11 protein-coding genes are annotated in these 12517 nt (G+C 68.3%); 4 read left to right on the top strand and 7 right to left on the bottom strand.

Translation table 11 applies throughout. The features are described from left to right. Positions 1-54 precede the first annotated feature (54 nt). Together AC3A5Z_RS03525 and AC3A5Z_RS03520 are read right to left on the bottom strand one after the other, a co-directional pair. Complete coding sequence (locus AC3A5Z_RS03525) at positions 55-1572, bottom strand: lipopolysaccharide biosynthesis protein (protein WP_487518001.1); 1518 nt, start codon at positions 1570-1572, stop codon at positions 55-57. 144 nt (positions 1573-1716) lie between these two features. Then, positions 1717-2772, bottom strand: coding sequence for a lysine-2,3-aminomutase-like protein (locus tag AC3A5Z_RS03520; RefSeq protein ID WP_487518625.1), 1056 nt, complete (start codon positions 2770-2772; stop codon positions 1717-1719). A gap of 335 nt (positions 2773-3107) precedes the next feature. Between AC3A5Z_RS03520 and AC3A5Z_RS03515 the strand changes: the two genes are divergently transcribed. Both AC3A5Z_RS03515 and AC3A5Z_RS03510 read left to right on the top strand, forming a co-directional pair. Further along, positions 3108-3314 carry a hypothetical protein gene (locus AC3A5Z_RS03515; protein ID WP_487518000.1) on the top strand — a complete coding sequence of 69 codons (207 nt, stop codon included), beginning with the start codon at positions 3108-3110 and terminating at the stop codon, positions 3312-3314. Positions 3315-3415: 101 nt separating this feature from the next. Beyond that, entirely contained in the window at positions 3416-4654 is a 1239-nt protein-coding gene (locus AC3A5Z_RS03510) for a lytic murein transglycosylase (RefSeq protein WP_487517999.1), read from the top strand. A 3-nt stretch (positions 4655-4657) separates the two neighbouring features. Here the strand turns inward: AC3A5Z_RS03510 and AC3A5Z_RS03505 are convergent, their stop codons facing one another. The 4 genes from AC3A5Z_RS03505 to AC3A5Z_RS03490 form a co-directional block, all read right to left on the bottom strand. Next, positions 4658-6361, bottom strand: coding sequence for a family 16 glycosylhydrolase (locus AC3A5Z_RS03505; RefSeq protein ID WP_487517998.1), 1704 nt, complete (start codon positions 6359-6361; stop codon positions 4658-4660). Positions 6362-6595: 234 nt separating this feature from the next. Continuing rightward, the gene (locus tag AC3A5Z_RS03500) at positions 6596-7183 is read right to left on the bottom strand and encodes an Isoquinoline 1-oxidoreductase subunit (RefSeq protein WP_487517997.1); all 588 of its coding nucleotides are present in this window, start codon (positions 7181-7183) and stop codon (positions 6596-6598) included. Positions 7184-7195: 12 nt separating this feature from the next. Continuing rightward, positions 7196-9343, bottom strand: a complete 2148-nt coding sequence (locus AC3A5Z_RS03495) for a xanthine dehydrogenase family protein molybdopterin-binding subunit (RefSeq protein ID WP_487518624.1) — start codon at positions 9341-9343, stop codon at positions 7196-7198. 12 nt (positions 9344-9355) lie between these two features. Then, positions 9356-9814: a (2Fe-2S)-binding protein gene (locus AC3A5Z_RS03490; protein WP_107662490.1), complete on the bottom strand. Its 459-nt coding sequence runs from the start codon at positions 9812-9814 to the stop codon at positions 9356-9358. A gap of 142 nt (positions 9815-9956) precedes the next feature. Here AC3A5Z_RS03490 and ku (AC3A5Z_RS03485) point away from each other — a divergent pair, with 142 nt between their 5' ends. After that, on the top strand, positions 9957-10745 hold the full coding sequence (gene ku, locus AC3A5Z_RS03485) for a non-homologous end joining protein Ku (RefSeq protein ID WP_487517996.1): 789 nt from the start codon (positions 9957-9959) through the stop codon (positions 10743-10745). 119 nt (positions 10746-10864) lie between these two features. Here ku (AC3A5Z_RS03485) and ku (AC3A5Z_RS03480) read toward each other — a convergent pair whose 3' ends face one another. Beyond that, a complete protein-coding gene (gene ku / locus AC3A5Z_RS03480; RefSeq protein ID WP_487517995.1) occupies positions 10865-11701 on the bottom strand; it encodes a non-homologous end joining protein Ku in 837 nt (278 codons plus the stop codon). Positions 11702-11848: 147 nt separating this feature from the next. Here ku (AC3A5Z_RS03480) and trhA point away from each other — a divergent pair, with 147 nt between their 5' ends. Then, entirely contained in the window at positions 11849-12517 is a 669-nt protein-coding gene (gene trhA, locus AC3A5Z_RS03475; protein ID WP_487517994.1) for a PAQR family membrane homeostasis protein TrhA, read from the top strand.

Genomic DNA, 12517 nt, shown 5'->3' with positions numbered 1-12517 from the left:
GGAATGCAAAAGGGGCGCCACCGGCGCCCCTTTTTCGTATCCCCTCGCGCCGCCTCAGCCGGTCGGCGCGTCCCGCGTCTGCAGCTTCAGCCGCCCCGGCAGGCGCGAACCGATCAGCGTCGCCGCCTCCTTCAGCGTGCCCCGCCCGCTCGCGGTCAGCGAGATCAGCAGCATGAAGGCCAGATAGCTCAGCAGCCCCGCCGTCAGCAGCTCCAGCACCGGATGCCCCTCGAGCATCGGGCGCGCCAGCCACGCCGCCCCCATTGCGCCATGCGCGGCAAGGATCAGCGGCCCCATCCAGCGCACCACGTCGCGGAACCGGATCGCCCCCGACCGCCCGACCAGCATCCACAGCAGCGGCGTCTTGACGTATTCCGCCACCGACAGGCCGATGGCGATGCCCACGGCGCCGTAAGGCATTCCGGCCAGCACCGCGCAGAGCGTGCCCGCGGCGTTCAGCAGCCCGCAGCGGAAGAAATCGCCCGACCGGCCTTGGCTGATGAACAGCCAGCCCGAGGGGTTGTTCACCGGCTGCATCAGCGCGGCAAAGCCCAAGGCGGTGAAGATGGCGATGGCCCCGGTCCAGTTCGAGCCGAACATCAGCGGGATCAGCACATCCGCCATGACGATGGCACAGGCCACCCCCGGCAGGATCGCCAGCAGCATCAGCCCCGTCACCCGCTCGAAGGCGCTGCGGAAACGGTCGGGCTCGTCCACCATGCGCGACAGCGCCGGCACCATGACCCGCGCCAGTGGGTTGCAGATCGCATTCGAGGGCAGTTGCACCAGCTTGTAGGCACGGTCGTAATAGCCCAGCGGGATGCCACCGAACATCCGGCCGATCATCACCTTGTCGAGGTTCATCGCGAAGAAATTGGCGAAGTTGAACCCGGTGATCCCGGCGCCGAAGCCCAGCAGCGACCGCCAGCCCGCCACCATGCGTGGCACGCCCGGACGCCAGCGCGACGCGATCCAGAACGAGACGGTGGGCACCAGCGTCCCCGCCAGCGAACCGCCGAACAGCGCCCAGTAGCTCGGCTGGATCACCGCCCAGATGGCCGCCACCAGCAGCGCCGAAACCGCGCCCAGGACGCTGATGATCGCATGCGCGTTGTAGGCCATGCGCCGGTACAACAGCGCCGCATGCTGCGCCCCCAGCCCGTTAAGCGCGATGATCGAGGCAAGCCCGCAGATCAGCGGCGTGATCCGCGGCTCGTTGTAGAACAGCGCGATCAGCGGGGCTGTCAGCAGCAGGAGCAGCGTCAGGCTGAGGCTGATGACCACGTTGACCCAGAAGAGGAAGTTCACCTCGTCGCGCTGGATGCCCGGCTTCTGCACGGTGGCGGCGATCAGCCCGAAATCCTGCAGCATGCCCAGAAGGGCGATGATCGGCGCGCACATGGCCACGAGCCCGAAATCCTCAGGGCTCAGGAGCCGCGACAGGATCACCACCGATCCGATCTGCGTCACCATCATCACCGACTGGGAGGCAAGCGTCACGACGGCCCCGCGCCCTACCGAAGACCGGAGAGACCCTTGTGGAGGGTCGAACGGAGACTGTCCGTCTGTCACTGAAATGCTCCTGAAAAACGTTCGTCTGAAAAAGTCTGTAACTCGGCGCAATCTAGCGCAGCCAGCGGCGGAGGTAAGCTTGATTCTGCATGAACGGGGCCTGTCCGTCCCGTTGATTACCACTATTCGGGCAGCCGCTCACCCTCAGGCTGCAGGATCCGCATAGCGATGCACGTTTCCCCTGTAATCGGTGATCAGGTGCTCGCCGCTCTCGGGGTCGCGCGTCACATAGCCCGGGCCGAGCGGCACCTTGCCGAAGCCGCCGGGGATGTCGAGCACATAGGTCGGGATGCAGAGCCCCGACAGCCTGCCGCGCAGGTCCGCCATGATCGCCTGCCCCTCGGCGATGGTGGTGCGGAAATGGCTGGTGCCGCGCGCCAGATCGCAATGGTGCAGGTAATAGGGCTTCACCCGGTTGCGGGCCAGCGTGCGGAACAGGTCGGCCAGCACCGCGGCATCGTCGTTGATCCCGCGCAGCAGCACCGTCTGCGACAGCAGCGGCACCCCGGCATCGGCCAGCCGCGCCAGCGCCGCGCAGGCCTCCGGGGTCAGCTCGTCGCGGTGGTTGGTGTGGACCACCACATAGACCGCGGGCCGCACCTTCAGCGCCGCCACCAGCTCGTCGGTGATGCGCTGCGGCGCAACGACCGGGACCCGCGTGTGAAAGCGCAGCACCTCGACATGCGGGATCTCGGCCAGCCGCTGCAACAGCACGCCGATCCGGCGGGCCGACAGCACCATCGGGTCGCCGCCGGTCAGGATCACCTCATGGATCGCGGGCGTCGCGCGGATATAACCGAGCGCCGCCTCCAGCTCCGCCTCGCCCAGCGTGCCATCGTCGCCCACCGTCTCGCGCCGGAAGCAGAAGCGGCAATAGACCTCGCAGGTCTGGGTCGTGTGCAGGATCACCCGGTCGGGATAGCGATGGGTCAGCCCCTCGACCGGGCTGTGCGTCGCATCGCCGATCGGGTCGAACAGCTCTTCCTCGCGGATCTGCAGCTCGGCCGGCGTCGGCACGAACTGCCGCCCGACGGCGCTTTTCGCATCGCCCGCCATGGCGCCGCGCATTTCGGGCGTCACCCGGATGCGGAACTCCTCGGCCACCTGTTCCAGCAGCGGAGCCTGCTCCGGCGCGATCAGACCGTCGCGCAAGAGATCGGCGACACTGGTTGCGGGACGCGAGGATGCGGGGCTGGACAGGGCGGGCCTCTGGCTGACGAACCCCGACCGTCGGGGCGCGCCGGTTATCGCGCGGGCCAGCACGGCTGGCAACCCACGATCCGGCGAAACGGGTCGGCGGCTCTCCGCGCGCCGCCAAGCAGGATCGTGCCGGGATGCTCCTCCCCTTCCCCCGGCCTGTCCCTTTGGTGTGCTTCACCCTCGCCGCCCCTCATGTTATTTCTTGAGGGGTAACGAGTGCTGTCTTCCCGCACCCTCGAACGAGGCGGGCTCCGTGTTCTGGTGAGGCCGGATTGCCTGGGCGCAGGGCGAAACGGCATGAGTTTGGCGACCCACGGCCACCGGAAGGACGGTCCATGACAGCGCTGCTGATCTTCCCCTGTCTGGCGATACTCTGGCTCCTGCTCTTCGACCGGATGGGCTGGCTCCGCGACCAGCCGCTGCGCACCCGTTCCCGCCCGCAGCCGGAAGCCCCGCCTGCCCCGGTCGAACACGCCTGCCCGCCGACCGCCATCGCCGGGCCGCATTTGCACAGCGCGCCGAGCAAGGGCACCCGACGCTGAGCCAAGCCATCGGCGGAAGCCGCCGCCCCGCCGCCGATCGCATTGCCGTTCGCGCCCGATCCGCTAGGGTAGGGCAAACGGCAAGAAAATGAGGCGGGCACATGCAGGCGACACGACGGGCAGTCCTTTTCGGCATTTCGGCAACGGCACTCACCGCCTGCTCGGGCGGCGGCGGCGCAGGCTTTGCCCCCCGCGCGCCGGAGCCCGCGATGCGGGCGGTGCCCAACGCCGCCTATGACGCATGGGTCGCCGCCTTCAAGGGCCGCGCCACGGCCAGCGGCATCTCGGCGGGCACCGTCGAAACCGCGTTCCGCTCGGCGGGCTTCCTGCCCGACGTGATCGACCGCGACCGCAACCAGACCGAATTCACCCGCACGCTGGAAGACTATCTCGCCATCGCCGCCTCGGACGAGCGCATCAGCAAGGGCCGCGCCGCCTTCGCCCGCGAGCGCGGCACCCTGGCCGAGATCGAGGCGCGCCACGGGGTCGAGGCCCATGTGGTCTGCGCCGTCTGGGGGTTGGAGAGCACGTTCGGCGAGCGCCGCGGCACGGTGCCGGTGATCTCGGCGCTCTCGACACTGGCCTTCGAAGGCCGGCGCGGCGCCTTCTTCGAGAGCCAGCTGATCGCCGCGCTGAAGATCCTGCAGAACGGCGACGTGAGCCCGCAGGGCATGACCGGCAGCTGGGCCGGGGCGATGGGCCATACCCAGTTCATCCCGACCTCCTATCTCGCCTATGCGGTGGATTTCCGCGGCGACGGGCGGCGCGACATCTGGTCGGACGATCCGACCGACGCGCTGGCCTCCACCGCCGCCTATCTTGCCCGCTCGGGCTGGACCCGCGGCCAGCCCTGGGGCGTCGAGGTCCGGCTGCCGCAGGGCTTCTCCGGCCCGCTCGGACGCAGCACCACCCGCAGCCCCTCGGACTGGGCGGCGGCGGGCGTGCGCGACATGGACGGGCGGGTGGTGCCGAACCATGGCGCGGCCTCGATCCTCGCCCCGATGGGGCTCTCCGGCCCGGCCTTCATGGTGTTCCGCAACTTCACCGTCATCACCCGCTACAACAACGCCGAGAACTACGTCATCGGCGTGGGTCACCTGTCCGACCGGCTGCGCGGCGGTCCGGCGATCCGGGGCGCCTTCCCGCCCGACGCGCGCGGCATGACCATCGCCGACCGGCAGGATCTGCAGCGCCGCCTCACCGCCGCGGGCTATGACACCGGCGGCAGCGACGGGGTGATCGGCCCGAAGACGCGCGAGGCGGTCAGCGGCTGGCAGCGCGCCAATGGCATGGCGGCCACCGGCGAGCCCTCGCTCGACATCCTCGCGCGGCTGCGCTGAGCCTCAGACGAAGAGGAAATCCGCGTCGGTAAGCTGACCGGCGCGGACATCGTCCAGCAGGATGCTGTCCTTGGCCGAAAGCCGGATCAGCAGATCGTCGCCCCGCTGGACCGTCTCGTAGCTGTCATGGCCGTGGATCTCGATCCGGTCCATCTTGCCTCCGGCGTCGAAGTCGGTGATCCGGTCCCGGCCATCCCCGGCGCGGAAGCGGAAGGTGTCGTCGCCACCGCCCCCGGTCAGCACGTCGCGCTTCTTGCCGCCCCCGAGCAGGTCATCCCCGCCCCGGCCGAACAGCCGGTCCGTGCCCTGCTTGCCGAGGATCGTGTCGCTGCCCGCGTTGCCGGCGATCCGGTCGCTCTTGTGGCTGCCGGTCAGCACCCGTCCGGCATCCTCGGCGCCCGAGCCCGCGACCTTCGCCGGGACAGGAAAGCCGAAATCGGCGGTGGTCAGCGTCTTGGCAATCACGTTCTTCAGCAGGATGCTGTCCGACCCGGCGAAGACCACCCGGGTATCCAGCCCCTCCTGCCGCAGTGCGGTATAGCCGGTGTAGCCCGTGACCTCGATCCGGTCCTCGGTCCCGCCCGCGCGGAAATCGGTGATGACATCGGCGCCATGGCCCTTGGCAAAGATGAAGGTGTCATGCCCGCTGCCGCCCGTCAGCGTATCGGCCCCGACATTGCCGGCCAGCCGATCGTTGCCGCCCTGCCCGTTCAGCCGGTTGGCCGCCCCGTTGCCGATCAGCGTATTGGCCAGCCAGTTGCCCGTCCCGTCGATCGCGGCGCTGCCCTGCAGGGCCAGCACTTCGACATGATCGGCCAGCGTCCAGCTCATCCCCGCATTCACCTGATCGCGGCCCTGCCCGGAATATTCGCGCACCTGATCCTGCAGGCTGTCGACGAAGTAAAGATCATCCCCCGCCCCGCCAAAGGCGATGTCCGCTCCGCCGCGCCCGTCCAGACGGTCGTTGCCGCCATTGCCGTAAAGCTGGTCCACCCCGCTCGTGCCGATCAGCGTGTCGGCATTGGCGCCGCCGACGAAGGCTGAATCCGACGGCAGGCTGAAGGCATCGACCCGCGCCACCAGAGGCCGCCCCGGATCGACCCATGTTCCCGACCACGGCGCCTGTTCCGGCGCCGCGACCCAGAGATCGGTCAGCCCGTTCAGCGGGCCCGGATCCCAGACCTCGCCCTGAATGTCCGATGCGTCGAAGCTCTCGACCACCACGCCATCGACGGTGAAGCGCACATCGGTCGAGGTCAGGGTGATGCCGTAGAGATGCATCGACTTCGAGGCATCGAAGCCGAGCTCGATGATCGACGGCGCCTTCAGCGTGACATGCTGCCCCTTCTCGTTCAGGAAATGCACCGCCAGCCGGATCTGGCTGGTGTTCTCGCCGACGAACTCGATGTCATACTCCCGCCAGGGCTGGGTCCGGTAATCGTCCTGATAGAGGAACATGCCGAAGATCGCGCCGTCGACCATGTCGGGCGTCTGCGCCATCCATGTCCATGTCCCGGTCGAGGCCGCCGCCAGCGACTGCAGCTCCGCCCCGTCATAGGGCCGCGTATCGCCCGGCTCGGCCCGGTCGAGCGTGAACTCGATCGACCCGTTGCTCTGCCGCTTCACGTTGTCCGGATTCCAGCCGACCAGATAGGATTGCCCCGCATCCCATTCAGAGACCAGCCACTTGTTGTCGATCGTCGTCATTGCCTTGCCCCTTCGCCGCAGTCCGCCCCCATCGGCGCCGCCTCGCTGGAACAACCGCTGGTTGTCTTGGCGAGGCAGAGGGAGTTATGCAACGCAATGCGGCGAAGGTGCGGCAGGGGTCGAGCAAAACAAAGAAAACCCCAAGGAGCGCAGCCTTGGGACCAAATGCAGACTGCCGCCCCGAGGGGCGGCAGTCGCAGAACTGTCACATCTTGAAGTTGCGCCGTGCCCGGCTCAGGAGGGGCAGGCGGAGCCCGTGTCGATCCAGGCGCGGGTCAGTTCGCCGAAGAGCTCCTGCGATCCCGGCGCGGGAGTGCGACCCTCGCCCGGCTCCCAGCCCCAGCCGACCAGCCCGTCCTCGGCATTGTGCTCGTGCAGCGCCTCCAGATCCTTGCCGCCATTGCGCTCAGGATCCTTGATCTGCTCGCAGATCTCGCCAAGGCTCAGCCCCACCCAGCCCATGCTCAAGGGCGCCAGCGCCCAGGGCTCGTGCCCCGGGATGCTGCCCGGCGAGCCGACGAACTCCACGTTCTCGGCGCTGTGGCAGGTGGTGCAGTTCATCCCCGGCGCGCCGAAATCGGCCTCGCCGCGCACGACGGGCGGCTCGTGCGGCTGCATGTCGTCGCCCTGGGTCGGCCCGCCGTTCACCGGATGGCAGTTCAGGCAGCGCGGATGGGTCAGCACCTTGCCCATCTCCTCGAACAGCGCAACCGAGCGTTCGGTCTCGTCGGTGATCCCGGAAAAATCACCCGGGCCGCGCAGATCCTGGGCGGCGGCAGGCGACACGAAAGCGGCAAGCGCCGCGGCAAGCATGATACGCATGTGTCTATCCCTTCAAGCGGTCAGGGTGGAGAAGGGAAGCTGGTGAACCGTCTGCCCGGTCAGCGCGCGCCAGGCATTGGCAAGCGCGGGGGCCAGAGGCGGCACACCCGGCTCTCCGACCCCGGTCGGGTCTTCGCCGCTCTGGAGGATCGCCACCTCCACCTTCGGCATCTCGCCGATCCGCAACATCCGGTAGCCGTCGAAGTTGTGCTGCTCCACGCCGCCGCCTTCACCCAGCGTGATCTCGTTGAAGAGCGCCGTGCCGAGCGCATAGCCGATGCCGCCCTCCATCTGCGCCCGGATCACGTTGGGGTTCACCGCCACGCCGCAATCCACCGCGCACCAGACCTGCGTCACATGCGGGAAACCGTTGCGGTCCTCGACCTCGAGGATCTGCGCGACATAGGTGCCGAAGCTCTTGGCCAGCGCCACGCCATAGCCCTTGCCCTCGGCCCTGCGCCCGGACCAGTTGGCGATCTCCGCCACTTTCTCCAGCACGGCCCGCTGCCGCGTGGCCTCGGGCAGCATCAGGTCGAGCCGCCCCTGCACCGGATCCTTGCCGGCCTTCTCCAGCACCTCGTCGAGGAAGACCTCCACCGCATAGGCGGTATGGGTATGCCCGACCGAGCGCCACCAGAGCACCGGCACCGGGCTGTCCACCCGCGCCCAAGTGATCCTGCGGGCCCCCACGTCATAGGGCAGGTCGTTCGACCCCTCGTAGGAGGTCGCGTCAAGCCCGTTCTGCATGGTGGCTTCCATCGGCGTGCCCGCCATGATCGACTGGTTCGCGACCGCGTTCTCCCAGCCGACGATCCGCCCCTCGGCGTCGATCCCGGCGCGCAGCCGGTGCACCGTCGCCGGGCGGTAGTAGCCGCCCTGCAGATCGTCCTCGCGGGTCCAGACCAGCTTGAACACCCCGTCGCGCTCCGCCGCCTTGGCGACCTCGGCCACTTCCTGGGCCAGATGCGCCGAGCCCTGCGCCCGCCGCCCGAAGGAGCCGCCCGCCAGAAGCACGTTGATCTGGACGTCCTCGGGCTTCATCCCCAGCACGCCCGCCGCCGTCGGCTTGTCGAAGGACGGGAACTGGCTGCCGAACCACATCTCGGCCTTGCCCTCCTTGGTCTCGATCACCGCATCCAGCGGCTCCATCGGCGCATGGGCGAGATAGGGGAAGCGGAATTCGGCCTCCAGCACCTCGGCCGCGCCGTCGATCGCCCCGGCATCGCCGGCCTCCTCGACCATTGCGCCGCCCGACTTGGCCGCATCGGACAGATCCTGCAGCATCTGCGCCGAGCTGCGCGTCTCGGCGCCGCTCTCGTCCCACTCCAGCACCAGCGCATCCCGGCCCTTCAGCGCCGCGAAGGTGCCGGTGGCATAGACTGCAACCCCCGAGGAGATCTCCCGCACCATCTCCACACCCTTGACCTGCAGCGCCGCGGCATCGTCCACGCTGCGCAGCTTGGCGCCGAACTTCGGCGCACGCGCGACCACCACGGTCAGCATGCCCTCGCGATAGACGTCCATGGTGAAGCCCGCGGTGCCATTGGCCTTGGCCACGCTGTCGAGCTTCGGCCGGTCGGTGCCGATCAGCACGAAATCCTTCGGGTCCTTCACCGGCGGATCTTCCGGCACGGCCATCCCGGCAGCCGCCGCCGCCAGAGCGCCGAAGCCCGAGGACTTGCCGCTGGCATGCGCGACCTTGCCGGCGCTGACGGTGATCTCCTCCGCCGGCACGCCCCATTCGGCGGCCGCCGCCTCGACCAGCATCGCCCGGGCCGCGGCCCCGGCCTTGCGCATCTGCATATAGCTGTTGGCCATGGCGGTGGACCCGCCGGTGCCCTGCGCCCCGAACAAGAGGTTCGCATAGAGCGCGTCATTGCCCGGCGCCCCTTCGGCCCGCATCTGGCTCCAGTCGGCGTCGAGTTCCTCGGCCACCAGCGTGGCAAGCCCGGTATAGGGCCCCTGCCCCATCTCCAAATGCTTGATCATCACCGTCACCGTATCGTCGCTGGCGATGCGGACGAAGGCGTTCGGCGCGAAGGGCGTGCTGCCGGCGGCAGCCGCGGTCTGCGCCCGCGCGCCGCCGAGCGGCAGCGTCAGCGCGAGGGTGAAGCCTGCGGTTCCTGCAAGGAAACCGCGCCGGGAAAGTCGGGGGGACATATGGGTCATGGCTCAGCCCTCCAGCGTCTTGGCGGCGTCATGGATCGCCTGCCGAATACGGACATAGGTGGCGCAACGGCAGACATTGCCGTTCATCGCATTGTCGATGTCCTCGTCGGTCGGATTGGACACCAGCTGCAGCAGCGCCGTCGCCGACATCACCTGCCCCGACTGGCACCAGCCGCATTGCGGCACGTCGAGCGCCGCCCAGGCCGCCTGCACCGCCTCGATCTCCGGCCCTTCCATCCCTTCGATGGTGGTCACCTCCGACCCGTCGATGCTGCCGATCGGCGTCACGCAGGACCGGCGCGGCATGCCGTCCAGCATCACCGTGCAGGCACCGCATTGCGCCACGCCGCAGCCGAATTTCGTGCCCGTCAGCCGCAGCTCGTCGCGCAGCGCCCAGAGCAGTGGGGTCTCGGGATCGAGGTCGAGCGTGACCTCCTTGCCGTTCACACCGAGTTTTATCATGGCTGCCTCCTGAGGTCGCTTTTCCGGCTGCAGCTAGCGGAAAAGCTGACTCCGTCAAGGGATGATTGGACGTTATCTTGCCCGGGTCGGGAACTCCCGCCTGCCGTCCTGCATTGGCCCAGCCCGAGGGTCGGAGATCATCATGCCGCAGCGCAGCTTCTGGAAGGGCTATCTCAAGCTCTCGCTCGTCACCTGCCCGGTGACGATGATGCCCGCCACGACCGAGAGCGAGCGCGTCCGCTTCCGCACGATGAACGCGAAATCCGGCCATCCCGTCGCCAGCCGCTATGTCGATGCGGTGACCGGCAAGCCGGTGGCCGATGACGACCTGACCAAGGGCTATCCGCGCGGCGAGGACGAGCATGTCATCCTCGAGGAGGAAGACCTCGACAGCGTCGCCCTCGACAGCACCCGCACCATCGACATCGAGACCTTCGTCGAGGCCGAGACGATCGGCTGGATCTTCTACGACAAGCCGCACTACCTGCTGCCCTCCGACGCCGTGGGCGAGGAGGCCTTCGCGGTGATCCGCGAGGCGATGGCCGCGACCGGTCGGGTCGGCATCTCGCGGCTGGTGATGGGCGGGCGCGAACGTGCGGTGATGCTCGCCCCGCGCGGCGACGGCATCGTGCTCTGGACGCTGCGCTACGGCGACGAGGTGCGCAAGGCCGATGCCTATTTCGGCAAGCTCGGCAGCGCCAAGCCTGAGGCGAAGCTGATGACGCTGGTGAAATCCCTGATCGACGAGCGCACGGCGGAATGGGATCCGAAGCTGGTCGAGGACCCAGTGCAGGACAACCTGCTCGAGATGATCGCGAAGAAACGCAAGTCGAAAAAGACGGTCGCCGCCCCGCGCAAGGGCGCGCCAAGCTCGGGCAATGTGGTCAACATCATGGACGCGCTGCGCCAGAGCCTGAACAAGAAATCCTGACGCTTGCGAAACGGGCTTTCTGCGAAAGCCCGGCGCCACGATCTTTCTGCGAAAGATCCCTGTCAGCGTTTTCGCAGAAAACGCGCCCTTCCCGGATCTTCGCAGAAGATCCGTCGCCCTCACCCCGCCTTGCGCCGCGGCGCCGCCGGCTTGGCCTTGGGCTTTGCCGCCTTCCGCGCCGGCGTCTTCTTCCCCGCGCTCTCGCGCAGCGCCGCCAGCAGATCGCCCGGCTCGGAGGCCTTCGGCGCGGGCTTCGGCGTCAGCTTGCGCCCCTCGAGCTTGGCCTGCACCAGCTCCGCCAGCGCCGCGTCATAGCGGTCGTCGAAGCCGGTCGGATCGAAACTGCCCGCCTTGGTCTGGATGATATGCTTGGCCAGATCCAGCATCTCGCCCTTGATCTTCATCTTCGGCGCCTCGGCAAAGGCCTCCTCCGCCGAGCGCACCTCGTAGTCGAAGTTCAGCGTGGTCCCCACCAGCCCGTCGTCATGCGGCCGGATCAGCAGGGTGCGCAGCCGGCGGAACAGCACGGTCTGCGCCAGCGCCGCCACCTTCTTCGCCCGCATCCCCTCGCGCAGCAGCACGAAGCTCTCCTCGGCCTCGGGGTCGGCGGGGCCGATGTAATAGGGCTTGTCGAAATAGACCGCATCCACCGCCGCGCAGCCGATGAAGCTCTGCACCGCCAGCGTCTTGTCCGACTCGGGGATCGCCCCGGCGATGTCCTCGGGCGTGAGCAGGATGTATTCGTCCGCGGCCACCTCGTAGCCCTTGGCCTGATCTTCCTTGGCCACCGGCTTGCCGCTCTCGGAATCGACGAAGTCGCGGTGCACGCGATGCCCGGTCTTGCGATTGATCGTGTGAAAGCTCACGCGCTCCGCTGTCGAGGCTGCCGCATAGAGCGCCACCGGGCAGACCAGTTCGCCGACCTTCAGATAGCCTTTCCAGATCGCTCTCGGCATCGCGGCGCCTCCATCGCTTGTCCCCGAAGCCACAAGCCGCCCGGCCCGCCCCGGGTTCCCGCGGGCGGCGGCACGATGCGACGGGTTCCTGCAATTATCCGGAAGGTCAGGTGGTGCCGCCGCCGGATTCCACCCTACATTCGGTTCATGCAAAGATTTCTGCCACCCCGCGCCGGATACAGTCGGGCCGAACGCCTTTCGGATGCGGCCGTGCATGTCTCGGGGCTCGCCGCGGCGCTGCTCGGCGCGCCGGTGCTGATCGCGCTCGCCGTGATCTGGCGCGGCGACGGGGCGGCGATCGCGGCGGCGGTGATCTATGGCGTCACCCTGATCGCGATGATCCTGTTCTCCGCGCTGTGCAACATGGTCGACGCCCCGGGCTGGTCGGTGCTGTGGAAGCGGCTCGACCATTCGGCGATCTACGCCAAGATCGCCGGCACCTTCTCGGCCTTCGTGCTGCTCTCGGGTCAGGGGCTCGCCCTCATGGCCGCGCTCTGGGCGGCGGCGGTCTGCGGCATGGCGCTGCGGGTGCTCTCGCCCGACCGGTTCCGCTGGCTGGCGGTCAGCCTCTATCTGGCGATGGGTTGGGCCGGGGCGGCCTTCGGCTGGCCGGTGTTCGCGGGCTATTCCGGCACGGTGCTGGGGCTGATCGCCGCAGGCGGGGTGCTTTACACCATCGGCACCGGGTTCTTCCTGCTCGACCGGCTTCCGTTCCACAACACGATCTGGCATGTCTTCGTCCTGATCGCGACGGTGATCTTCTATGTCGCGGTGATGATGCATCTGGCCGAAACCTCGGCCCTCGAAGGCGGCTGA

The organism is Cereibacter sp. Soil_C_27, assembly GCF_057657095.1.
The sequence above is the reverse complement of the archived record's forward strand: the minus strand, read 5'-3'. Positions and strand labels throughout refer to the sequence as shown.

Excerpts from the sequence above, each read along its gene's own strand:
- AC3A5Z_RS03515 (WP_487518000.1), top strand. The coding sequence starts at position 3,108 with ATGACAGCGCTGCTGATCTTCCCCTGTCTGGCGATACTCTGGCTCCTG.
- AC3A5Z_RS03510 (WP_487517999.1), top strand. The coding sequence starts at position 3,416 with ATGCAGGCGACACGACGGGCAGTCCTTTTCGGCATTTCGGCAACGGCA.
- AC3A5Z_RS03505 (WP_487517998.1), bottom strand. The coding sequence starts at position 6,361 with ATGACGACGATCGACAACAAGTGGCTGGTCTCTGAATGGGATGCGGGG.
- AC3A5Z_RS03500 (WP_487517997.1), bottom strand. The coding sequence starts at position 7,183 with ATGCGTATCATGCTTGCCGCGGCGCTTGCCGCTTTCGTGTCGCCTGCC.
- AC3A5Z_RS03495 (WP_487518624.1), bottom strand. The coding sequence starts at position 9,343 with ATGTCCCCCCGACTTTCCCGGCGCGGTTTCCTTGCAGGAACCGCAGGC.
- AC3A5Z_RS03490 (WP_107662490.1), bottom strand. The coding sequence starts at position 9,814 with ATGATAAAACTCGGTGTGAACGGCAAGGAGGTCACGCTCGACCTCGAT.
- ku (WP_487517996.1), top strand. The coding sequence starts at position 9,957 with ATGCCGCAGCGCAGCTTCTGGAAGGGCTATCTCAAGCTCTCGCTCGTC.
- ku (WP_487517995.1), bottom strand. The coding sequence starts at position 11,701 with ATGCCGAGAGCGATCTGGAAAGGCTATCTGAAGGTCGGCGAACTGGTC.
- trhA (WP_487517994.1), top strand. The coding sequence starts at position 11,849 with ATGCAAAGATTTCTGCCACCCCGCGCCGGATACAGTCGGGCCGAACGC.